Here is a 23,137-nt window from a genome sequence, read left to right as displayed (position 1 = left end):
CCCTGATTTCCGATAGGGCCGACGGGGTGACAGTGCCCCTTTCAGCAATCGATCACGGCGCGGAGCTGCTCGCGTCCGGTGCCGCCGAACAAGCGGTGCACGTGGTCGCACAGGCCGCCGAGCGCGGCGATGCCGGGGCGCTGCACCAGCTTGCGCTCTGGCATGTCTATGGCGATCCGCTGCCGCGCGATTTCGGCGCCGCGCGCCAGTTGCTCGGTCGCGCGGGCGAAGCGGGCCACGCCGGCGCCGCGATCACCTATGCCGTCTTTACCGCGCTTGGCGCAGGCGGGTTTGCGCCCGACTGGTCGGGAGCGATCGCGCTGTTGCGCGCTGCCGCCGCGCATGATGCCGCCGCCGCCGCACAAATGGTGCTGATCGATGCGATGGCGCTGACAGATGCCGGTGCGCCCGTGTCGGTGCCCAAGGTCGAGCCGCTATCGTGGCAGCCGCGGATCGGCGTGCTCCGCGGCCTCTTCAGCGTCGCGGAATGCGCGCACGTCGCGGCGCTGTCACGCCCCCTGCTCACACCCTCGATCGTTGCGGATCCGGCCACAGGCAAGACGATGCTGCACCCGATCCGCACCTCGGAAGGCGCGGTTCTCGGCCCCATCCAGCAGGATCTCGTGATCGAGGCGCTCAATCGACGCATTGCCGCCGCCACGGGAACGCGCGCCGAGCAGGGCGAGCCGCTCACCGTGCTGCGCTACAGTCCCGGCCAGCAATACCGGCTGCATCACGACTGTCTGCCCGGCGAGCGCAACCAGCGCATCATCACCGCGATCGTTTATCTGAACGATGGCTATGCAGGGGGCGCGACGCGCTTTCCGGAGGCGGGCATCGAGTTCAAGGGACAGGCCGGCGACGCGATCGTCTTTGCCAATACGCGCAGCGACGGTCAGGTCGAGGAAATGAGCCGGCACGCGGGGCTTCCCGTCGACGGCGGCGAGAAATGGATATCGACGCGCTGGATCAGGGCCGCGGATTTCGATCCCTGGGGCCTGCGCGTCTGACGCTGCTCAGCGCCAGACGCGCTCCATCCGCTGCCCCAGCCCGGTGAGCAGCTCATATTGCGACAGCCCTGATGCGGCTGCGGCTTCGGGCAGGTCATAACCGATCGCTACCCAATCGCCCTCGGCGAGCTCGGGCGCCGCATCGACCGAAACGATCAGCAGGTCCATCGACACACGGCCGATCACGGGCAGCTTCGCGCCTCCGGCCACCGCATGTCCCGTGCCCGAGAAACCGCGCAGATAGCCGTCGGCATAACCGATATTGAGGATCGCAAGCTCCATGTCGCACGTCGCCGTGAACGTGGCGTTGTAGCCGACCCGATCTCCTGCGCTCACCCGCCGCCGCTGCAATATCTGCGCTTCGGGAGTCGCGACCTGGCGGATATATCCCGCAGCCTCGGCGCGCGGGATGCCGCCATAGAGCGCAATGCCGGGGCGCGTGAGATCGAAAGCGTAATCCGTGCCGAGACAGATACCCGCGCTGTTGGCGAGGCTCATCCGCAGCGCGCTGGTGCGGTCCTTCAACGTAGCGAAATCCGCCAGTTGCGCCCGGTTCATCGGCGTATCGTCGTCGGCAGCCGCCAGGTGGCTCATCAGCGTCTCGATCATCAGTCCGTCGAGCAGGCCTGCCGTGATATCCGCGGAGGCGACGCCCAGTCGGTTCATTCCGGTATCGACCATGACATCGCATGGTCCCCCGCCCGCCTCCTTCCACCGGCGCACCTGTTCTGGCGTGTTGAGCACGGGCCGTGCCCGTCCCGCGCGCGCTGCCGCCATGTCCTCGGCACGCACGCCGTGAAGGACCGAGAGCGATACTCCCTCGGCAAGCGGCGCGCGCGCATTGGCCTCGGCCCAGGTGGCGACGAAAAAGTCGCGGCAGCCCGCCGCGCTCAGGTGGCGCAGCACGTCGGTGGCACCCAACCCATAGCCATTGGCCTTGATCGCCGCGCCGCACGCCGCGGTGCCACTGCGCTGGTTCAGCCATTGCCAGTTATGGACCAGCGCCGAGGCGTCGACCCGTACGCGCAGGGGGGAATCGCAGATGCTCACCCTGCGCGCCCTAGCGGCCTCAGCCGGTGGCGTCGAGCGTGCGGTCGGCGGTCTCGGGCAGCCAGAAGAGCGAGACCACCAGCGCCAGCGCCACCACCGCAATGGTGTACCAGAGCCCCGAATAGGGATCGCCCGTTCGCGCGATGATGTACTGGCTGATCACGGGCAGAAATCCGCCGAAATAGCCGGTCCCGATATGATAGGGGATCGACATCGAGCTGTAGCGGATGCGCGGCGGGAACAGCTCGGATAGCAGCGCCGCGACGGGACCGTAGGTCATCCCCGACAACGCGGAGAGCGAAAGCACCCCGAGCAGGATCAGGAGGATCGATACGCCGGCGGGCCTCACCTTGTCGAGGTCATAGCCGGCCCCGGCAAGCCGCGCGTCGAGCGCTTCGGGTGCGAGATCCGCGACAGGCACCCCGCCAATCGCGACCGAAACCACGGGCGCCTCGGCCTTGGTGTAGCTCACCCCCTTTTTGGAGAAATAGTCGAGCAGCCGACCACACTCGCTTGCCTGCGCCTTGGCGAAGGGGTCGTAACCGCAATCGGGACCAGCAACGACGACGGGCGCGCGCTGGGCGGCATTCGCCAGTTCGGGATTGGCCGCGCCGCCGATCATCTTGAAGATCGGGAAGAGCAGCAGCAGCGTCAGCGCATAGCCGATCACGATCGGCTTCTTGCGCCCCACCCTGTCCGACAGCCAGCCGAACAGCACGAACCAGACGAGCCCCGACGCGGCGCCGATCCCCACGAGCAGCTGCGCGACCGAGTCCTCGACCTTCAATGCGTTCTGGAGGAAGTAGAGCACCTGGAACATCGCGGTGTACCAGATGACGGTCAGGCCCGCCGCGACGCCGAACAACGCGACGAACAGGCGCTTGCCATTGCCGGGATAGGTGAAGGTTTCCTTGAGCGGGTTCTTGGCGATTTCGCCGGCTTCCTTCATCGCCTTGAAGACCGGGCTTTCGGAAAGTTTCAGCCGCATCCACAGAGACACCGCGAGCAGGAGCAGCGAGAAGATGAAGGGAATCCGCCAGCCCCACGCGTCCCATGCCTCCTTGCCGACGATCGCCTGGGTGCTGAGCACGACCGCGAGCGAAAGGATGAAGCCGCCCGCGACGCTGGCCTGGATGAAGCTCGTGTAGAAGCCGCGCTTTCCGTCAGGCGCATGCTCGGCGACATAGATCGCGGCGCCGCCATATTCGCCGCCCAGCGCCAATCCCTGCAACACGCGCAACAGCAATATGATGATCGGCGCGGCGAACCCGATCGTCGCGGCCGAAGGCACGAAGCCGATCGCGGCGGTGGCTAGCCCCATCAGCGTGATGGTGACAAGGAAAGTGTATTTGCGGCCGAGCTTGTCGCCGAGATAGCCGAACAGCACCGCGCCGAGCGGACGGAAACCGAAGCCGATCGCAAAGCCGAAGAGCGACAGGATCAGCTCGAGCGTCGGGCTGCCCGAGGGGAAGAAGGTGCGGCCGATGATCGCGGCGAGCGTGCCGTAGATGAAGAAATCATACCATTCGAACACGGTGCCGAGCGAGGACGCGGCGATGACCAGCCTGATGTCCTTCTTGCTCGGCTCGTGCGCCGGCCCTGCCGCGATGCTCGCCATATAATCCCGCTCTCCCACTCTCTTTGGGGTGCAGCATTAAGGCGATTTTCCCGAGCGGCAAGCGGCTTCCCGCCGCGCCCGGCTCAACGCATCAGAACAGCCGCCCCCCGTCGGGCACGCGCTTGTCGGGCGCAAACAGCGTCACCTCCCCCGCTTCGTCGGGAAAGCCGAGCGTCAGCACTTCGGACATGAACCTGCCGATCTGTCGCGGCGGGAAATTGACGACGGCGGCGACCTGGCGCCCAACAAGCGCCTCGATCGCATAGTTGGCGACGATCTGTGCCGAGGACTTCTTGCGTCCGATCGCCGGGCCGAAATCGATCACGAGCTTGACCGAGGGCTTGCGCGCTTCGGGATAGGGCTCGGCCGCGACGATCGTGCCCACACGGATATCGACCGCGAGAAACTGGTCGAAGTCGATCGGGTCGGCCGCAGGCGCCGAGGGGTCATGATGTAGGCTCGCAATTGAAACTTCCGACCTGCCTCAAGGGTTAGCAGGGCGGAACCATTCAGGTGAATCCTGCCTTTGACAATCTAAATCTCCCGCGACGACCGATATGACCGTTGATCCGCGTTCACAGCGCCGCCCTTCCCCAACGTCAGTGACAATAAAGACTTTCTGTAGCCTGTGGCATCCAGGCAAAGAGAACGTAGCGGCTCAGTCTTTTAGGGCTGGGAAGCTTCATGAATTCGCTGTCGGAAGCGCGCGGCACAAGGAAATGAACGATCCAGGATCGCCCGCCTCAAGAACCTCCATCGGAGTTCGACCGCCTAGCCGGATATTGCGCATATGCAGCCATGCTTCCCGATCGGAAGACTGCATTGCTGCGAGTGCCTCTGCGACGGGCAACAGGTATCGAGCTGGCCTATTGCAATAGATCAACTCCTGCCTTGTAGTGGTGACATTAGCCCGAAGGACCGCCGCGATCGCGCGCTCCTGATAATTCATCCGCAGGCTCCATCCTCTTCGCCAGCTACCTCGAGTTGGGGGCGGGGCAACGGGATGAATATTTCGTCTCACCGATAGAATTTTGCGTAAGCCTCATCCCATAGGCGATTCACGGCCCTCCATTCTTCGACATCCTCTTTAGTGAGAACGGTGTTCCAGGACTCAGCGCGCTTTGCAGCCAGCGCCAGCTGCGTGGCATCTTCCAATCCCATTGGATCCGGCCCGCGCCTGAAGCGCAACACCGCCCTTTCGACGATGGGCCAGCGACGCCTCAAGGACATCATGAGCGCAAGCGCACGCGGTCCAACAATGGCGAGGGTGCGCCATGTGTTCGCCACCTGGGCGGGCATCCTGATCGCGGCGAGCTTGGCACCGTCCTTCATCGACTTCGGCGGGATCGCCTGAGCGAAGTCCACGGCTGCGACCCTTGAATCGAGCCGGGCCGCCTCACGTCCCTTCAGGCCTTTAAATTGGTCCTGGAGCCGCGCAACATGGTCCCAGTAGCGTTTGCCCGCGTTTTGGAAGGCGTCGAGATTATCGCGTACATCCTGGCTGGATTCTTTGGTCGCCTGGACGAATTCCTTGAGCTTTTTATCATATTCCTCGCGTTTGTTTCTCGCTTCCATAATCCAGTCGCCCAGCAGCGCGGCACCGGTCAACACGCCTAAGGAAAAAGTGCCGGCTGTCGCCACTGAAACAAGGTCGCTGAGACGCAAGTCAATCCCCTCGAATTCAGGCTTTTTCAGCCGCCGCGCTTGCGCGATGCTGCGCAACAATTTGCCTTGCGCTACCCAGAAATCTTTGCGCAATCGGCCGATCTCGCGCTCCGATTGCGCAATCGCGATTAACGTCGTGTCATATTCCTTCTGCGCATTGCGCCACAGACGGTAGCGGTTCTTGATCTCCGCCGTTGCAGAGGTGTCGTCGGTCGGCTTGAAACTCCATTTCTGGAGTTGATTGAGGTCTGTGGGGGCCTCTGGCGACCCTGCGCTGAGCAGATCACGCAACCGACCGATCGCTCGAAGCACTTCTTCGAAATCGTGCGTGAAGGCGTTGTAATCGGCGATCCATTCCCCGATCTTGCCGTCTTCGAAGCGCATCAGTTCCTTGCCGACCGTGATCGGGTACGGCGCTTTGGCGACAAGCTTCTTTTCCTGCGGCCCCACGACCGAGATGGTTCTTAGCAGACCTGCCGGATGTGTCGCAGCGTGCCTTTTCTGATCCTTGTCGAAATGGCCGCCCGCGATCCGATAGGGCTCCGGCGCAAGATCGGCGAATGCCATCTCTGGCTCTTCGTGTTCGAAATCTGTCTCGTCCTCGAAAGCGCCGCTCGCCTCCCACGCCTCATCCTCGGCTTCGGAATCGAAATTCTCATCGAACCAGTCCGTCCCGAATTGATCGATAATTTCGAAACGCTCGTCTTCGTCGTCGAATGCATCGAAATCCTCGCCTTGCGAGGTTGGATCAGGTCGATATTCCCAGTGCCATTCCTCGGTCGGGATCGGGCGGAAGCCGAAGCGCGCGGCATTGCGCTGCATCCATGGGTGAAACCATGACCTGCGCCAGATCGCGCGAAAGTGCTCCTTGCTGCTATGCTTGATCGCGCCGCCACCCTTGAGATTGACCAGAAAATCGAGCGCGGTTCCGCCTTGATGGTTGCTGAAGCCCGGCGCGGCGATCCGGCCGCCGAGGCCGAAGCCGCCAGAAGCCGTCGATTTCAGGAGATAGTCGATCGCTGCGTCAGAGTGCGGCCCGCCCGGCAGGCCACGACGCGCCGCCTCGGTGCTGTCGTAATAGCCGCCCTTTGCCGAAAACACGCCACGCCAGAGATTGAGTTGGCGACTCGCGCTTCGATAACCACTCGTCACCGAAACATTGCGGATCTTCATTGCGTCGGCATCGCCCGCCGCCTGTGCCACCGCCAGGTCGGCGTTGATCGCGCTGAGCAGCTTGCCCGCCGCGATCGCGGTGTCTTTGCGCGTTTGGATCTTCGTCCCCGGAATCGTCGCGAGCTGATCGTCGCGCAAGTCGGGCTGCGCCTTCATCTTCTTGCGGCCCTCGGTCCGCTTGATGTGCGCGGTAAGCACGCGTTCGCGAAAGGCGACTTGCTCGGGGGACGAGGACCAGGCCTCTGACTCCATGAATGGCTCGATGCCTTCAAAAAGCGCCTCGTTGTGACTGCAGCGACGTTCGGCCTCGTCTTCAGATTGCGATGCCTCCATGTCGTGATCGAAATCCTCGCCATCCTCGTCCTCGTCGAAGCGGTCGGTCCACGACTCCTGCTCCTCCTCGAACGCGAAAGATCCCTCGTCTTGGAGGTCGAAAAAATCTTCCTCCTCGAGATCGAAATCTTCGTCCTCGAACTGGCCGAGATAGTCGGGCGCGAAGTTCTCGCGCTTTGAGACGGGTTTGTACGCCACGCTCAGCGGGCGGTTGGCGAGGAGATCGGCCAGGCATTTTGCGGGGATCTGGCAGTGATTGGAAGCTCCTCGAGAAACGGGCATGTACGCCAGCCGCCCTTCACGCTTCTTGCGTCCAAAGGAATCGGTGGGACTTCCAGCGATGTAGACCTGCTTGACGCTGAGGCCCGGCATGACCGTGAGAAGTTTGGCGAGCGCCGAGGCCGGAAAGCCGCCGTAGCTCGCGTCGAGGAACCACAAGCCCGATAGCTTCGACAGCGGCCCTTCGCGCATCGCTCGCGAAGCGGACGACCCCGCAAGCGGATAGAGCACGCCATAAGCGCGTGAATGCCCGGCGACGATGAGCTCGGACAACTCGGGGGCCCCGCGCCCGAGAATTCGGCCCGCCTCCGCCAGGCAGCGTTCGACATAGGCGTTGAGCACCGCGGGCTTATCCAATCCGCGCGTCGACCATTGCTTGTCGCTCGCGTCCTGAAATTGCGGCACGATCAGTATCATCGGCCGTCCACTGCCCGCGACGCTTGCGCCCAGCGCAAACTTGTCTCCCGAAATGAACGATGCGACGCCGCCCGTCGGCATGCCGCCGCACGGACGCAGGAGCCCGTGCACATATAGGAGCACTTCGACGCGGCCTTGGCCGATTGCGGCGGGCGAAACGAAGATCGCGTGTTTGGTCCGCAGTATCGGATCGGCGCTCGACCAAAGCCGCCCCCCCAGCAATGGCGTCGACGTCGCGACCTGCTCCGGAACGCTTTCCCATTCTTCTTCGAAAAGGTAATTTTCGGTCTCTTCGTCCTCAAGGTCGAGCCAGGCCAACGCCTCCTCCTCGGCGGCCCACTCCTGATCGAAAGCGTCCTGCGATTCCTCGAACTCGTGCCCGACCTCGGCCAGAACCTCGTCGAGTTCATCCGAAAATGCCTCGTCGAAATCCGATCCGAAGGCTTCACCGATTTTCGCGGACTGCCACCAGCCCGCCGCCTTCAGGCCGGTGTCCCGCTTTATGTCCGGGCTCGATTGGTGCGGAAACTCGTGCTTGTGGCTACTGCCATTGCCGATATCCTCGCCATCGGCTTTGCGAACGCGCAGCGGATTGATGCCATAGCGCGCGCCCGCGGGCATTTGCCGGCCACCGAGCGCATTCAGTTTGCGCGTGACGACGTCGTAGAGCGCCTGGAAATCGAAGCCATAAGGATCGCCGTGATAGTCGCTCGGCCGGTCGCGCGCGGCCTTCAGATATTTGGTCGAGGCTCTGGCGATCTCGGCCGCCGAATATTCGCGCCAGATCACCGACCGGCCGAGGTTGCGATCCATCTCCTTGTGCGCGGTCATAGTGAGGAGATGGCCCGCACGCGCAGACGCAAGGATATAGAGATCGGCAATGACCTCGAACGCCGCCTTGGTCCACTTGTAGTAGATGCCTTTGCGCATCTTGCGGTTACGGCGGAAGCCGATCGACGCGTAGTTGCCCGCATCGCGCGGCGCGGGCAGCGTGCCGTCGGCCTTCAACGTGACATTCTCGATGTCGGGCACGGTTTCGATGTTGACGGTCTTTCCGCCCGCGATCTCCTGGCCGCGCTTGCTGACGAATTCGTAGATCGTCCCGCTCTTGCGCTTCGCGAAATCATGCGTCGCGGCGTAATTTCCGGCGCGATTGACGAAGCCATGGACCGATTTCTTCTTGGTGTCCTTCGCATTGAACCGCGTGTCGCTCAGCGAACTTTTGACGCCGACATCGTGAATGACGAACCACGCCTTGGCGATGTCGCCGGACTTCAGATCGCCCCGCGGCGCGGCGATCGATTCGGCGAGCGCGGGCCGGCTCGCCAGCCATTTCGCCGCGAATTCCTGCCGGTTGCCGCCTTGCAGGAAGGCGTCGAACTTCGTCCCATCCATGTCGATGGCGGGATTGCGCGCCGGGTCGTCGAAGCGCCCGCGGATGCCGAGCATGCCCGACAAATTGAGCGGGCCGGATTCGGCTTCAAACTCGCCCCGCCACGCGGTGGGCGCGGGATATGGGCTCTCCCAGGCAAACGCCTCGAAGCCGCCTTCGCCGTCCGCCGAGAAAGCCGATGCCGGAATATCGCTCTCGGCAAAGGGCGACTCAAAGCCGAACGTGTCGAAACGCTCTCTCCGATAGTCCATCGCTCGCTCCTTTCCGGATCGTTCCGCTATTGCACCGCGACAAGGCGCGGCTGGCGAACATCGACGGGCTTGCTGCGCTCCTTCAGATTCTTGCCCGTAGCTGCCGCCCATTCGGTGATGACGCGGCGTGTTTCGGTACCGATGGGCACCGGTTCGTTCGGTCCGGCCGGCTGCGTCACATAGAGCACCCAGGTCTTGTCCGGGCCGCTGACGATGCCCGACTCGATGACGCGCAGGAATTTGGACAACTCCGCCGCCATCGAGAAGAACGCCGCCGATTTGCTGTGCGCCGCCAAGCCGACGCGCTCGCCCATGATGCGCAGGCGGTTTGCAGGGCTGGACGCGTTCGCCCCGAGATCGAGCGCCACGGGCGTGTCGAAGCTGACCGTCAATTCGGCCCAGCCCAGCGCCGTCGCCGCGGACAGTTCCTCGCGCCGCAACAGGCCCTGCTGCCGCCGCGAGGTCAGCACATATTTGAGCTGTTCGGCGATGCGGAAGATGCGATCGTCGTCGGCCTGGTTCGATCCGGCGAAATTGCGCTCGTTGCTCATCGCCTGCCAGAGTTCGAAGAGCAGTTCCTCGAACAGCGACGCAAAGCCGGTGTTGGCGGCGTGCGCCTTGTCATAGACGGGCGCGCTGTTGTCCTCGTTGCCGAACGCCAGGTCGAGCCCGAACATCCGCCAATAGGCGTTGCGGCGGACCGCCTCGGGATCCTTGCGTAGGCTGCTCGTCGAAAGCCAGGCGGTGAAGGGATTGGCGGCGCCGAAGAGCAGCGCCTCGGTCGCCTCGACCCAGCGGCGTGTCGCGGGCGTCGGTACGCCAAGGCCCTCGCCGTTGCGATATTCACGGACGATCCGCCCGAGAATTTGAACGATGCGCGTGTTCTCCAGGGCATAGGCATAGCCGAAATGATCCCATGCGCCGAAGGTCAGCGGCGAAATCGGATCGAGACCGGTGAACCGGCCCATCTTGACGAGCTTCTTGCGGCCCTCGTCGGGATGGTCGCCGTCGACCCGATCGGCATCTTCCCAGACCTGCTCCATGTACAGGATAAGGTCCATAGGATCGGCCGACAGCACGGCTTGCGCCGCATCTTTCTTTGACATGCCCGACCCGGATGCCATCAAGCGCTCAACGAGTTGCTGGATCATGACTCTTTCCTCCGGTCTTGCTGGTCGCGGGCCTGATGACCTCACCGAAACCGCCTTCAACGTCCGAATAATCCGGCCGCGCTAGCGTTGCGTGGATACATTGCAGCACGAGCGCTTCCTGCTCGCTGAGGGCGCCGCGAGCCGGGCGCAGTGTCCGCAGCGGCTCGAGCATGTCTGCGAGATTGGCAAAGCCATCTCCGATCGCATCCTTGATCGAGTTCCCGAGGGCAACTTCGGTCAACGCCTTCTTGATCAGATCTATCTGGGTCTGGAGCTCTTCATTGCTGACGCCGTCCCCGCCGTAAGTTGAGCTTGATCGGGCCATCATCCATTCCTTTCCTTCAAGCCGCCTTCGCTTGCGAACCAAGCCAGGTCCGCGCCTTTTCGATCCAATGCGACGCCGTCTCCGGCCGCTCGGCCTCACGCAGGCCCGCCAGCGCCACGATCCTGATACCTTCGGCTTGCCGCCAGTGCGGCGAGGTCCACAGCGCTGGCCCCGCCGCGCGTTCGAGTTCGGCCAACGCCGCCGGCGAGACGCGCGCCGGATCGTGCACCTCGGTCATCGGCTTGTCACCATGCGCGGGCACCGGCGCGTTGAGGCAGGCGCGCGCTATCCTGGGCATCGCCGCGAGCGAGCGTTCGAGCAGCGGGCGCAGCGTCTCGTCCGCGCGCGACGTCGGGAAATGCGCCATCATCGCGCGCTGCAGGCTGTTCCAGGGACCGCTCGCATCGAAGGACTGCCGCGAAAATTCGCAGCCGAGCGCCGTGCGCAGCCACCCGATCGGATGCGGATCGCCGACCGGCCAGCGCAGGATCGTCCGCGCGTCGCCGACGACATCGTAAAGCGCCGCGACCGAGGCGTAGCCCGTGTGGAGGAAGGCGAAGACATCGGCGACGATTTCCGACGCCCAGGGCGTCCACATCTGCGCGAGTTGCGGATCGTCGGCCAGCGCCTTGCCGAGCGCGGTGCGGGTCGCCTCGGTCCAGCCGGTCAGATGCGCGACCTGATGCCCCGATTCGTGGAACAGCGATGTCGGACGATAGAGATTGTGCCGCACGATCTTGATCGCCGCGACGGGCATGACCGCGCCGGGCGCCCAGAGCCGCACGCCCGCGCGCAGGATCGACGCGCCCGTCCCCTTGTCCTGATAGACGAGCACGCGCGGCACGGGTTTGCCGGCGCGTTCGAGCGCGGGCGTCATGCTCGCGTAAGCTAGCCGGTCGAGCGTCGAAAGGGCCGCGCACAGCACCGGGCTGGTGCGCGAATTGATTGCGTCGCCAAGAAAATCGAGCGTCGTATCGACCTGGACGTAGCGGCGGCGGAAGCGTTGCACCGCGGCGGCCGCCTTGGCGGTGACTGCTGCGTCCCTGCGCGCTTCGGCGACGAGCGCCGCGGTTGAATCACCCATCGCGATCAATTCCTCGACGATCGCGTGCAACTGGCGGCGCAGCGGCAAGCCGATCTCACGTTCGACCGATGCCCATGCGGCGAGCGAGGCGAACTCCTCGGCGGCGCGGAAGGTGCGCGCCGAGGCGAGCCAGTGCGCCACCTGCCGTTCGAGGTCTGCGGCAACCAGCGCCTGTTCGAGGGAGACAGCCGAACTCACCGGCCTGAGCGCCCCGGCGCGACCGAAATCGCTATCGCCGGCGTGCCGCGCAGCGATCGGGCGAGCGAGGTCAAGGTCGGCGGCTTGCCTGCAGTGCCTTGCGTCAGCCCGGGCACCCCGGACAGCTTTACCCGAACAGTGACACCGGGATCGGGATGCGCCGCTGCCCGCATGAACGCTTCGCCATTGCCGCGCACCCATCCGGCAAGTGCGGGCTTGATCCACGCAGAAATGCGGCGGCGGAGCATCGCCTTGAAACCTGCCGGCAACCGTGACGCGATGCCGGTCGCGAAATCCTGGAACGCCTCGCCGTCCTCGCCGAACGTCTCGCCCGGCTCTTCGGTCTCGCCCCGCATGCGCGGCTTTCGATCGAATACATCGAGCAATGCCTTGAGGAGGACGCCGTGGCCCCGGCCCTGGCGAACGGCTTCCGCGACACGCTGCGCTTCGGCCTCGGACAGATAAATGTTCGCGACAATCTGCGCCCCACCGCGCAAAATCGACAGCCGGGACCGGCTCGGTGCGGCGCTCGGCGCGCCGTCGGACCTAATTCCGCCCGCGCCGAGCGGCTCGAGCACATAGACGCGCTGACCGACGGCGATCCGTCGCGGAGTCTGGAGATAACGCGCAGCGACCCCGCCCCCGAGACCGGGCTCGCGGAGCAGCAAACCCGCCGCGCCCTGGGTCAGTGGATAGGCCGTGGCGCGGCCGCGGCGGTCGTGGCGAAGCATCGCCGGAACCGTCGACCCGGCCTTGGCCTGATAGACGTGCATGCGCGCGCGCATGGGGAACCGCGCGCCCGCGGCACGCATCGTCGCCCCGACCGAGGACCCGCCGAACGCCGGCAGGCGATCCGCCATCCTGGCCGAGACCTCGATTTCGGGCGTCCGGTTGTATTTGCCGTACGGCCGAAGCGCGCGCGCGCGGCGCGTGACAAACGCGCCGCCGAGCGACGGAGCGATTTGCAATTCCTCGCGCACCTGCTCTTGCGGAAAGTGCGTCGCGACGGCCTCGCCGAACGCATCGGCCAGCGCGATCTGCGCGAGATCCTCGTCCTCGAAGACATAGTCTTCGCTTTCGGCGAAGCGCCGCACACTATCTTCGACGACGCTCGTCAGCGCGGTCGGGACGATCTCGCTTTGGTCCGAAAAATCCTCGCCCTCGGCCTCGAGCGTGGCCATCCTCAGTCCGGTATCGACGATGGCGTTGGCAAGCGGTCGGGCTTGCGCGGGACCGATCCATTTAGCGATCATCTGCGCGAGATATTTGGCGAGAAAGCCGACCACCTTCGGCCGCCCGACCAGGCCGATGCCGGTGCGCAGCGCCATCAGGACGACAGGCGCGAACTGTTCGATGGCGGGTGCGAGGTCGGCCCGCTCATCGGCTTGCCGGAAACTGTCGATCAGCGTGCCGCGCGCCTCTGCGAGCGCCTCCAGGTCGCGGCTTTCCTCGATCGCCTCGTACTCGCCGGTATCGAGCGTCTCGCTTTCGGCGAGCGCAGCTTCGTCGAGCGTCATCGCCTCGACCAGCATCATATCGAAAGAATCGGCGAGCGACTCGCTGTCGACCGCGACTGCCGGCGCGACGGCCGGTGCCGCGGCCGCATCGGCGACCGCCGACCGGGCGATGCCGGCCTTCGCCATCAACTTGTCGGCAAGGGCGCGCGCGGCGGGTTGCAGCGGCGCAGGCAAGCGCCCGATAGCGAGCGAGAGTACGCGCATGAGGAGCGGCTTGACCAGCTTGCGAAGCTTTTTGAGCATCGGCGCGAGCAAGGGCGCGGCGAGCTTGCCCGCCTGTTTCGCCGCACCGGCGACGAATTTCACTGCCTTCTTGGCTTTCTTGACCAGCGTCTTGACGAATTCCTCTCCGGCCGGTGTCAATTCGCCGGATTGCGGATCGAAGCGCGCGAGCGTCTCATCGATCTGATTTTCCGACAGCGACGCGATGTCGAGCCCTGCGATTCCGGCCTCGAGTTCGGTGAGATAGTGTTCGCTTTCGAATTGGACGCCCGACAGGTAAGTCTCGCCGAAACGCTCGCGCTCGCGGGTGTAAAGCGGCGCTTCGCTCGCGAACCGATCTGCGATCGCCGCTTCGGTTTCCTCGGCGAGGAGCGCGACTGCTTCGTGGAAGTCCTCGTCACTGATGTCCGCCAGCGCGTCTTCGAAACTTTCGCTGGTTTCAACGTCCAACCCCTCATTCTCGCCATCGCTGAAGGGGCTAAGCGAAGCCTGCCACGGCTTGAAACCTTGCTCCGCGAATTTCCTATCCGCTTCGACCGGCACCTCCAGGAACGGCGTTTCAAGTGTAGGCCCGGGCGTCCATCTGCCTTCATTAAGCGTGTCGGTCGAGTTCATCGGGCGTCTCCTCGAAGAGTCTCAACCAATAGAGCGAACTGACCGTCCCCAAATGTGCGCGACTTGTTGCAGGAATATCCGAGTGGAGTCGTTGCGGACGTGCCACGCCGTCTCGGCAAGCAGGCATCAGCGTCCGTGCGGCGTCCGCGAAACGTCCGTCTTTACGATTTACCCCTAGGCGACGAGACGGGTTCCAATGTGCATTTTCATTCGTTCAGCCAAGGCAGTGTCCGGATCAATCCCCAACTCTTCGTGCAACCGCGCCGCGAGCGCGCGGAAGCATTGCACCGCCTCGAAACGGTTCCCCTGCCCAAGATGGGCGTCGATCAAAGCTTCCGCGGCTGATTCCCGCAGCGATTCGGCGGCAACCGCAGCGGCACCTGCTTGAACTGCCAGCGCATATTGATTGACACGCGTCAGCGATCGACAAGCAGCTTCGAGCGCCTGCACGCGGATAAGGTGAAACTCCGCCTGGGCGGCAAGAACCCATTCTTCGTGCCATCCTGGAAGAATGTCGGCTGACAGCAGATCGATTTCGTCGAAGCTCAGTAATTCTCCCGCAATCGCGCGGGCAACTGCAATCCGCGCCAGAGGCAGATCGCAATCGGCTTGCAACAGGATTTCCTCCCCCGCGCATTCGGTCCAAGGCCTTGGCACTTGCCACAATGCCCGGCGGAGATTTGCCCTTCCAGCTTCTTCGGGCAGGTCGGGCCAGAGTTCGTCGACAGCGCGCTGCCGCGAAACCTGCCCGCCGCGCAACGCAAGATAGGCGAGCAAGCGCCTCGCGGGCAGCGACAGCCGAGACATCGGACGCACGCCGAGGCTCCCGACAATTCCGACCATTCGACCATCCGCAGGCATTCGCGTAGCCCCTAGATTGGCGAGAAGCCAATGTTTGAGATCTGTCTCGCTTGCTTGCGCCATCGTTTGTGACGGCATGACCCGAAAGTATTTAGGACCATAAAACTGCCAACGACTTGTTCTCTGGTCGCGACTCGGAATCCCTTGTGGCAGTGCGTCAGGGATGCTTCATCCTGCTAAAATTCTTGTCAAGCTCGGCCAGACTTTTGGCATTGAGGCACGGCTGATTGCTTTGCCCCCGACCATTCCCGTTTGGTCAATCGTAGGGAACCAAATCAGGTCAGAGCCGCCGCGCGCCTGCAAAAGCACGCGCGTACAGACCGCTGCCATCGAGAATCGAACGACCGCGATAATCGCCCATGGTCGGGCCATTGTGTCGCTTGCGGCTCGAGATGAAGCGCGAATGCCCTCCATCGTCGGTGCCAAGATACATGCCCACATGGTCAATTTGCGCGCCGTCACCGCTATCGGCATCGAAAAAGACAAGATCGCCCACGCGCACGGCCGAAATGTCCGCGGCGCCTTCTTCGGGACGATCGACCGCGACGATACCCGGACCGTTTGCAAAGATTTCATAGGCGCGCCGCGGAATGGCCGAGCGATCGGGCAGCGGTGATCTGCACAGCGCTATGCGATCTTCAAAGTCACTGCCTTCCATGTGATGGCGGTAGCCCCAGACCATGCGCATGAATCCCGAACAGTCGAGGCACCGAAATTGTGCATGTTCGGGCGGATCCCAGGTGCCGTCGGGATACTGCCAGCTGATCCCGAGATAGTCGCTGAAGTCGCTTCCTTCCTGCCGCGCACCGTCGACCAGAGGTCCATATTCGGCCGCACCGGCGATCTGGATTGCGCCATCGCTCGCCGCCGGCGCCCCATGCAAATATTGCATTGCGATGGCCAGTATGTCGGGCACGCCCAAATTGTTCGCTTCTACGGCCTGCTCGAGCCAGCCATGCAACCAAACTTCAGCTATATCGCCATTGAAAGGCAATGGCAGCGTCCGCACCCAAATCCGGTGGTGCACCGGATCAGCGGCCGTGGGCTCACCGAAAGAGCGCGATGGCCCTTCCAGTCTGACGGTCCGCGCGCCAAGGGTCAGGGTCGCGATCCACGCACTCGTCGTCGCGTCCAGCAGCTTGACCTGGGAGCCGGAGGTTTCGGCTCGATAGGGATTGCAGCCTGTAGTTGTGCCGCAGCGTTCCATATGATCGTCATCTGAAACTCCGCACCATCGGCAATTGCCGGATCGTGCGTTTTCAAGCCGCTACGCCCCGAACCATTGAGTAAATGAATGAGGCTGCTTTTTTTGGCATGTTGCAGTCGGTGAGCATAGGAAAGAAGCGACATTCACGGCACCGATCCACAGTGGTCACGCCCATGTCAGCTTTCGTCAGCGGAAGAAGGTCGAGATGCTGGCGCAGCTGAAATGCATCCTCAAGCTCGACCAGCAACCGTTACGCGGCCAGAACGGAGCGAAGAGTGAGTTATCATGGCTGCTACAGCCCAGAACTTTCTAAGGATGGTAAAGCTGGATCGACTCAGCTCAAAGCCGACGCTCGCCAGACGAGAAAGTGAACGCCGACCTCTTGACATGCTGTCCAATACCCTACGATCCAATATACCTTTTTCAACGCGATCGGGTCGCGAGCTACTGTTCAATTCTTCGTGCAGGCCGCTGACCGGTTGAACCCGCCCGGCGATTTCAGCCTCCAAGAATTCGTGCCCATTCTGACCGCTCGAGCGCTGCTTTCGAACATCGGAACGTGGACGTTCGTGGCGCGAACTCACGAAGCACCCGCGGGAGATCCGTTGCGGTTAGGGCACCAGAAGCCGCCGACACAGGCGAGAGGCCGGCGAGAATACACCGGGACTTAACCATATGATGGCAGAGTTGGCCGCATGGTGGCCGAGCATTCCCCGCCCATTGCATTCGTTCGCTGGGGCATGCTGCTGCTGGCGACAATGGGGCTTTTTGCGCCAGCGAAGGCTGAGCCAGGAGGAATGGACCTGTTGTCCGCCGAGACGCTGACAGTCGCGGGTGAGGTAAGGATAGTCGGCGTAGATGGAGAGCGATCCTGGACCGAAAATGGGTTTGGCAAGCTCCGGTTCGGCAGAAGCCAGTCGGGGCGACCGTCCGACTTTCATTTCGATCCCGTGTTCGGCGAAGCCAATCTGATCTGGCAGCCACGTTTCACCTGGTCGATTTCCGGCACTGTCGTTGGGCTCGTGCAAAGCGGACCCGATCTGGAAGCCGGACTTTCAGAAGCCTTCCTTTCGTGGAAGCCCCTCGCTGATTCCGCCGTTCGCGTTTCAGCCCGGGCGGGCCTGATGTGGCCACCCTTGTCGCTCGAGCACTCGGGTCCCGAATGGACCGTGACAAGCACGATTACTCCCTCTGCGATCAACAGCTGGATCAGCGAGGAGGTGAAGGTGATCGGAGGCGAGTTCAGCGGCTCGGCCCGGCTTGGTGAGCACAGGTTCACGGCCACGGCCGCGTTGTTTGATGCAAATGATACCGCGGGCGCGCTGCTCGCCTTTCGCGGCTGGGCGCTCCATGACCGCAAGATCGTGGCAGGGCGCCGCCAACCGCTGCCACTGACCTCGACCTTCGTCCAGACGATCCAGCCACCTTACACCCATCCCGTGCTCGACATGGATCCGGGGTTCTTCAAGCGGCCCGGCTATTATGCGAAGTTCGCCTGGGATCCGCCTGCGCCAATGCATCTGGAATATCTCCACTATGACAATGGCGGTGATCCCGAAGCGGTCAACGCCGACCTGGAATGGGGCTGGCGCACGCGGTTCGACAATATCGGTTTCGTTGCCGATCTTTCCGAACACTGGCAGCTGCGCGCGCAGGGAATGAGCGGCAGGGCGCGGATGGGCTTTCCCATGGACGGCCACATCTGGGTCGATACTCGCTTCCGCTCCGCCTTCGCCTTGTTGACGCGGCAGTTCCAGCAGGGGGCGCTCGCCGCCCGGATCGAAGTGTTCGACACGCGCAACCGCGGGAGCGCGGTGACGGCCGAGGACAACGAGGAAGGATGGGCCGTGACGCTCGCAGCGAAGCGGGCGCTGGACGACAACCTCACGTTGCTCGTCGAAGGCCTGCATGTCGAAAGCGACCGGTTGGCGCGAAATCGGATGATGCTGGCCGCCGACCAGAACAGCAATCAGCTTCAGCTCAGCCTTCGCGCCCGATGGTAGCACGACCGTAACCCGCTTTTTACCATCCGCGGCTTAAGTTGGCTGTCATGCGCTTCGCGACCCTGTTTCCGCTGGGGCTTGCCCTGGCCGCCACGCCTGCTCTTGCCGGCACGCTGACAGTGCGCGTCGCGGATGCGGGCGGCAGGCCCGCGCGCGATGTCGTCGTGACACTGCGCCCGGTGGGCAAGGCCAGCCCGGCACCGCGTGTGGGAAACTACCAGGTCAACCAAAAGGAGACACAGTTCCATCCGTTCGTCTCGATCGTGCCGGTCGGTTCGACGGTTTCCTTCCCCAACCTCGATCCGTTCAAGCATCATGTCTATTCCTTCTCACCGTCCAAGCGCTTCGAACTGAAGCTCTTCGCGAAGGACCAGACGCGAAGCGTGAAGTTCGACAAGCCGGGGGTGGTAGCGATCGGCTGCAACATCCACGACAGCATGTCGGCCTTCATCTATGTCACCGATACGGCTCTTGCCGATGGGACTGACGCCAACGGCCGGGCGACCTTTGCCGCGCTGCCAGCGGGGCGCTATACGCTCACCGTCTGGCATCCTTCCTTGGTCGGCCCACAAAACCAGCAGGCGCGCGAGATCAACGTCGGAACAGCCGATCGCGCTGAGAGCGTGGCGGTCAAGTTCCGACCGCCGCCGATGCACAATATGCGCGGCTATTGATGCGGCACTTCCGCTTTCGTTCGCTACGTGCGCAGCTATCGGTACTCTATGCCGGACTATTCTCGGCGGCCATGCTGTGCATCGCAATCGCGCTCTACGTGGGCACCGAGCAGGTGGCGTCGCTACAGGTTGGCAAAGAGCTGGTCGCTAACGGCATCGTCTATGATCGGCTGTGGCAGCAGCGCGCCGCCCAACTTGGCGGCGCGGCCACGCTGCTCGCCAAGGATTTCGGTTTCCGTGCGGCGGTAGCGACCGGTGACCGGGCAACGGCGCTTTCCGCGCTCGACAATCTCAAGTCGCGGATGGATGTCCGCAGCGCCTTCATTCTGACACCCGACAATCACGTCACTGGGCTGGGTGCCCTGCCGACGCCGCAACAGATCCAGGAACTCCGCGGTGCGCTCGACGCGGGCGAGCGCGTGGGCGTGGCAGAGCTGGGCGGGCGTATCAAGCAGGTTGTGGCGGCGCCCGTTCTCGCGCCCATGGAGATCGGCTGGATCGTTTTCGCCGTCGACCTCGACGCCCGGGAAATGCGCGCGTTGGAAGGTCTGTCGCCGATCGCGCTGGAAGCGGAGATCATTATCCGCAAGCAGCATAACTGGCAGCGCGTGACCGACAATACCCTGCGGATCGACGAGCAGGCGGCGAACATATTCGATCGCTTTCTCGATCGCCGGAGTGCCTTTGAACTACCTCTCGGCCGCGAAACCAATTTCGCGTTGGTGAAATCGCTACCGACGTTCACTGACGACCAGCACGCCGCGCTCCTGCTCCTCTATCCCAAATCCGCGGCGCTCGCGCCCTATCGGCCGGTGCAGGCGATCATCGCCGTCGTGGCCTTGCTGGGGCTGGCTGGCGTGATCGTGGCGACCTGGCGCACCGCGGCGCGGATCACCCGCCCTCTGGCGATTCTCGACGAGGCGGTGGGTCGCTTCGCGCGCGGCGACCGATGCGAGGTGGAGATCGAGGGGCGCAACGAGCTGGCGCGCCTCGCCACCAGCTTCAACACGATGGTCGATCAGATCGAAGAACGCGAAAAGCATATCGCTCACCTCGCCTTCAACGACGTGCTGACCGGCCTGCCCAACCGGACGATGTTCCAGAAGCATGTCGAGCAGCTTGTGGCAATGCGCGGGCCGGCGCAGGATCTGTCGCTGCTCTGCATCGATCTCGACAATTTCAAGACCGTCAACGACACGCTTGGCCATCCGGTCGGCGATGCGATGCTGATCGCCGTGGCCGAGCGACTGACCACTGCTGCCAACGGCTGCTTCGTCAGCAGACTCGGCGGCGACGAGTTCCTGGTGTTGCACATGGGGCCGAAAGCACGCGACACCGTGGAGCGGCTGGCGGAAGCCATCATTGCCGCGGTCAGGCAGCCTCTGGTGATCGACGGTCACGATATTCTGCCGGGCGCGAGCATCGGCATTGCGATTGCGGGCAGGGATGACGCCGATATCGACACTCTGCTGCGCAACGCCGATCTCGCGCTCTATCGGGCGAAAGACGAGGGGCGCGGCACCTATTGCCATTTCGAGGAAGCACTCAACGAACGAGCGCAAGCCCGTCGCGCGATCGAAGGCGACCTTCGGCGGGCGATCGAACAGGGGGAGTTCGAGCTTTATTTCCAGCCGCTCTTTGATCTCAAGGCCAATTGCATCGGCTCTTTTGAGGCGCTCATTCGCTGGAACCATCCACAGCGCGGCCTTGTCTGCCCGGCGGAGTTCATTGCGGTGGCCGAGGAAACCGGGCTGATCCTGCCGATCGGCGCCTGGGCGATGCATGAAGCGTGCATGCAGGCGGCGGCCTGGCCCTCGCATGTTCGTGTCGCTGTCAACGTGTCATCGGTCCAGTTCCGGCGTAGGGGTCTGACTCAGACCGTGCTTCAGGCGCTCGCTGGCAGCGGGCTCGCGCCGGAGCGACTGGAGATCGAGATCACGGAATCCATTTTCCTCGACAGCAGCGAAGAGACTTTGAAGCTGCTCCATGGCCTGCGTGCGCTGGGAGTGAAGATCGCGCTCGACGATTTCGGCACCGGCTATTCGAGCCTCAGTTATCTGCAGGCTTTCCCCTTCGACAAGATCAAGATCGACCGGACCTTCATTCAGGACCTGCTGACGCGTCCGGGCGCTGTCGCGGTGGTGCGCGCGATCACCGACCTGGCTGCCGCGCTAGGCATGGAGACGACGGCCGAGGGAGTCGAGGAGCAGGGTCAGGTGGACGAACTGCGCGCGCAAGGATGCAATTCGTTGCAAGGCTTTTTGTTCAGCAAACCAGTTAATCGGACGAAGGTGCGCGAGATGTTGGGCGTGGTTCCGGGCAGCGCAGTCGAAAACCAGTACGCCGCCTGAACCAACGTCAGTTTCCACGAGCTCTCCGCTCTATGCCAGACGGCCGTGTACGGTCCATTCGCACCATCATCTCAGATGGCTGAACGGCCGGTTTTGGGCAGGGCGCCCAACGATTTTAATGTCTGACTTGTCGGCGGATGCCGCCAGTTTCCTCTCGGAGGCGGGAAGGGCAGCCCACCACCCAATCCCACTCATTTAGTTATAGATGCCATTTCCTAAAGCGGGCCGCCTTCCAAACATCACGCCTCAACCTTCAAATGCGTTCGCAGCTAGCTCGTTCTCGGACCATTTTATCGAGCCACCGCATCGCTTGAACTACCTTGGACTTGGTGGCGAACGGACCCTGGTAACTGTTGGCTTTCGCACGGGCCTCGTCGCAAGTCGCGCGAAGGTGCTCTGGCGTTCCGAGGGTCGAGTTCAAACAATCAACATATGGAGCAACTTGGCGGGAGGCGACCGTACCGACACCACGCAGCGTAAGCGCCGCTGCACATTCCGTGTCGGGCAACTGTCCTCTGGCAGATCACTGACGGCAATCGCCCGCGTCTCTGTCATTCCGAGGATGACTGGCGGCTCCTGAAAGCCGCCACACATTGGTCCAGGCGGCGCCCGTGCCCATCAAGGGCATGCGGATCAAATCGGTCAATGCCACGTCGCTGACAATCGCTCCGTCGAGATCCCGACGCTGTGTTTCCAATTGTCGGGAGCAAGCCGCCGTTGGATTGACGTCAGCGCCGGACGTCCAGGTCGCCCGACAGGAAAGCATCGATGTCCTTGCGGCCGAACAGGCTGGCATCGCCGGGCAGCGAATGTTTGAGGCAGGTGAGCGCGAGCCCCGAGCGGACGGTCCAGTCGAGATCGGCGCCGATCTGCAGCCCGTGCAACACGCCCGCTGCAAAGGCGTCCCCGGCGCCGATCCGGTCGACGATCCCGGCGACGACCACCTCGTCGGTCTGGTGCGTGGCATCGCGCGTGTCGATCCGCGCGGCGATGCGATGCCGGTCGGCATCGTCGACATGGCGCGCGGTGGAGGCGATCAGCTTGAGTTTCGGGAAAGCGGCAAAGGCGGCCTCCGCGGCTTCGCGCCGCCGCTCGGGACCGTCACCGTGAAAGGTCTTGCCGAGCAGCAGCGACACGTCACGATGGTTGCCGAACAGCACATCGGCCGTCTCGACGAGCTGCGTCAGCACAGTCCGGGGGTCGCTGTCCCAGCTTTCCCACAGCCGCGCGCGATAATTGCCGTCGAACGAAACCGGGACCCCCAGCGCGCCGGCGGCGCTGGCGGCTGCGATCGCTGCGTTCGCCGCGGCAGGCCCCAAGGCGGGCGTAATGCCCGAAAGGTGCAGCCGGCTGGCGCCTGCAAGCAGCCTTTTCCAACCGAATAGATCGGCCGGCGCGCTGGCGAAGCTCGAATGCGCGCGGTCATAGACCACCTCGGAAGCCCGCAGGCCCGCGCCGGGCGTCAGGAAATAAAGGCCCATCCGCCCGTCGCGCAATTCCATGTCGCTGCAATCGACGCCGTGCCCGCGCAACGCGGTGATCGCAGCCTGGCCGAGCGGATTGTCAGGGACGGCGCTCACCATCTTCGTCATATGACCCAGCCGCGCGAGCCCCACCGCGACATTCGCCTCGGCGCCGCCGACATGCACGTCGAGCCGCCCCGATTGCAGAAGCAGCTCGCGGTCAGGCGCGGTGAGCCGGAGGAGCAGTTCTCCGAAAAAGACGATACAGCCGGTCATG

Annotated in this window: 15 protein-coding genes and 2 pseudogenes; 6 read left to right on the top strand and 11 right to left on the bottom strand. The window is 63.5% G+C overall.

What is annotated here, in order from left to right:
• The first annotated feature begins 32 nt into the window (after positions 1 to 32).
• On the top strand, positions 33 to 1,010 hold the full coding sequence (locus tag AC3WJD_RS05835) for a 2OG-Fe(II) oxygenase (protein ID WP_492745373.1): 978 nt from the start codon (positions 33 to 35) through the stop codon (positions 1,008 to 1,010).
• A gap of 6 nt (positions 1,011 to 1,016) precedes the next feature.
• Here AC3WJD_RS05835 and alr read toward each other — a convergent pair whose 3' ends face one another.
• The 10 genes from alr to AC3WJD_RS05785 all read right to left on the bottom strand — a co-directional run bounded on the left by alr (position 1,017) and on the right by AC3WJD_RS05785 (position 16,054).
• Entirely contained in the window at positions 1,017 to 2,060 is a 1,044-nt protein-coding gene (gene alr / locus AC3WJD_RS05830) for an alanine racemase (protein WP_492745372.1), read from the bottom strand.
• A 19-nt stretch (positions 2,061 to 2,079) separates the two neighbouring features.
• The gene (locus tag AC3WJD_RS05825) at positions 2,080 to 3,678 is read right to left on the bottom strand and encodes an MFS transporter (RefSeq protein WP_492745370.1); all 1,599 of its coding nucleotides are present in this window, start codon (positions 3,676 to 3,678) and stop codon (positions 2,080 to 2,082) included.
• A gap of 91 nt (positions 3,679 to 3,769) precedes the next feature.
• A complete protein-coding gene (locus AC3WJD_RS05820; protein WP_492745442.1) occupies positions 3,770 to 4,144 on the bottom strand; it encodes a tRNA-binding protein in 375 nt (124 codons plus the stop codon).
• A 551-nt stretch (positions 4,145 to 4,695) separates the two neighbouring features.
• Positions 4,696 to 9,189, bottom strand: a complete 4,494-nt coding sequence (locus tag AC3WJD_RS05815; RefSeq protein WP_492745369.1) for a D-alanyl-D-alanine carboxypeptidase family protein — start codon at positions 9,187 to 9,189, stop codon at positions 4,696 to 4,698.
• A gap of 26 nt (positions 9,190 to 9,215) precedes the next feature.
• Positions 9,216 to 10,340, bottom strand: coding sequence for a hypothetical protein (locus tag AC3WJD_RS05810; protein ID WP_492745368.1), 1,125 nt, complete (start codon positions 10,338 to 10,340; stop codon positions 9,216 to 9,218).
• Positions 10,321 to 10,668: a hypothetical protein gene (locus AC3WJD_RS05805; protein ID WP_492745366.1), complete on the bottom strand. Its 348-nt coding sequence runs from the start codon at positions 10,666 to 10,668 to the stop codon at positions 10,321 to 10,323. Before AC3WJD_RS05805 ends, AC3WJD_RS05810 begins: the two co-directional genes overlap by 20 nt.
• 13 nt (positions 10,669 to 10,681) lie before the next feature.
• Positions 10,682 to 11,947, bottom strand: a complete 1,266-nt coding sequence (locus AC3WJD_RS05800; protein WP_492745364.1) for a hypothetical protein — start codon at positions 11,945 to 11,947, stop codon at positions 10,682 to 10,684.
• Positions 11,944 to 14,301, bottom strand: coding sequence for a hypothetical protein (locus AC3WJD_RS05795; RefSeq protein ID WP_492745363.1), 2,358 nt, complete (start codon positions 14,299 to 14,301; stop codon positions 11,944 to 11,946). The genes AC3WJD_RS05800 and AC3WJD_RS05795 overlap by 4 nt, the downstream gene beginning before the upstream one ends.
• A gap of 174 nt (positions 14,302 to 14,475) precedes the next feature.
• Positions 14,476 to 15,144 carry an AfsR/SARP family transcriptional regulator gene (locus AC3WJD_RS05790; protein ID WP_492745361.1) on the bottom strand — a complete coding sequence of 223 codons (669 nt, stop codon included), beginning with the start codon at positions 15,142 to 15,144 and terminating at the stop codon, positions 14,476 to 14,478.
• A gap of 298 nt (positions 15,145 to 15,442) precedes the next feature.
• Positions 15,443 to 16,054: an NlpC/P60 family protein gene (locus AC3WJD_RS05785; RefSeq protein WP_492745359.1), complete on the bottom strand. Its 612-nt coding sequence runs from the start codon at positions 16,052 to 16,054 to the stop codon at positions 15,443 to 15,445.
• Between the two features lie 490 nt (positions 16,055 to 16,544).
• Here AC3WJD_RS05785 and AC3WJD_RS05780 point away from each other — a divergent pair.
• The 5 genes and pseudogenes from AC3WJD_RS05780 to AC3WJD_RS05760 all read left to right on the top strand — a co-directional run.
• Positions 16,545 to 16,696: pseudogene (locus tag AC3WJD_RS05780) on the top strand (IS5/IS1182 family transposase); the annotation flags it as partial.
• Between the two features lie 797 nt (positions 16,697 to 17,493).
• Positions 17,494 to 18,372 carry a hypothetical protein gene (locus tag AC3WJD_RS05775; protein ID WP_492745358.1) on the top strand — a complete coding sequence of 293 codons (879 nt, stop codon included), beginning with the start codon at positions 17,494 to 17,496 and terminating at the stop codon, positions 18,370 to 18,372.
• 47 nt (positions 18,373 to 18,419) lie between these two features.
• Positions 18,420 to 19,046: a methylamine utilization protein gene (locus AC3WJD_RS05770; protein ID WP_492745356.1), complete on the top strand. Its 627-nt coding sequence runs from the start codon at positions 18,420 to 18,422 to the stop codon at positions 19,044 to 19,046.
• A pseudogene (locus AC3WJD_RS05765) lies at positions 19,046 to 19,522 on the top strand (hypothetical protein); the annotation flags it as partial. The gene AC3WJD_RS05770 and the pseudogene AC3WJD_RS05765, both read left to right, overlap by 1 nt.
• Before the next feature lie 6 nt (positions 19,523 to 19,528).
• Positions 19,529 to 21,397 (top strand): putative bifunctional diguanylate cyclase/phosphodiesterase, encoded by a 1,869-nt coding sequence (locus AC3WJD_RS05760; RefSeq protein ID WP_492745441.1) that lies wholly within the window; start codon positions 19,529 to 19,531, stop codon positions 21,395 to 21,397.
• A 728-nt stretch (positions 21,398 to 22,125) separates the two neighbouring features.
• Here the strand turns inward: AC3WJD_RS05760 and AC3WJD_RS05755 are convergent.
• Positions 22,126 to 23,136: a sugar kinase gene (locus AC3WJD_RS05755; RefSeq protein ID WP_492745354.1), complete on the bottom strand. Its 1,011-nt coding sequence runs from the start codon at positions 23,134 to 23,136 to the stop codon at positions 22,126 to 22,128.
• Position 23,137: the final 1 nt, after the last annotated feature.

The sequence above is a fragment of the Sphingobium sp. FW306-1B-F04DB genome, assembly GCF_058781925.1.
This window is presented reverse-complemented; position numbering and strand designations above follow the sequence as displayed.

Coding starts and splice junctions, on each gene's coding strand:
- AC3WJD_RS05770 (WP_492745356.1), top strand. CDS start 18,420: ATGCGCTTCGCGACCCTGTTTCCGCTGGGGCTTGCCCTGGCCGCCACG.
- AC3WJD_RS05785 (WP_492745359.1), bottom strand. CDS start 16,054: ATGCAATATTTGCATGGGGCGCCGGCGGCGAGCGATGGCGCAATCCAG.
- AC3WJD_RS05825 (WP_492745370.1), bottom strand. CDS start 3,678: ATGGCGAGCATCGCGGCAGGGCCGGCGCACGAGCCGAGCAAGAAGGAC.
- AC3WJD_RS05805 (WP_492745366.1), bottom strand. CDS start 10,668: ATGATGGCCCGATCAAGCTCAACTTACGGCGGGGACGGCGTCAGCAAT.
- AC3WJD_RS05760 (WP_492745441.1), top strand. CDS start 19,529: ATGGAGATCGGCTGGATCGTTTTCGCCGTCGACCTCGACGCCCGGGAA.
- AC3WJD_RS05815 (WP_492745369.1), bottom strand. CDS start 9,189: ATGGACTATCGGAGAGAGCGTTTCGACACGTTCGGCTTTGAGTCGCCC.
- AC3WJD_RS05795 (WP_492745363.1), bottom strand. CDS start 14,301: ATGAACTCGACCGACACGCTTAATGAAGGCAGATGGACGCCCGGGCCT.
- AC3WJD_RS05755 (WP_492745354.1), bottom strand. CDS start 23,136: ATGACCGGCTGTATCGTCTTTTTCGGAGAACTGCTCCTCCGGCTCACC.
- AC3WJD_RS05810 (WP_492745368.1), bottom strand. CDS start 10,340: ATGATCCAGCAACTCGTTGAGCGCTTGATGGCATCCGGGTCGGGCATG.
- AC3WJD_RS05790 (WP_492745361.1), bottom strand. CDS start 15,144: ATGGTCGGAATTGTCGGGAGCCTCGGCGTGCGTCCGATGTCTCGGCTG.
- AC3WJD_RS05775 (WP_492745358.1), top strand. CDS start 17,494: ATGTGGCCACCCTTGTCGCTCGAGCACTCGGGTCCCGAATGGACCGTG.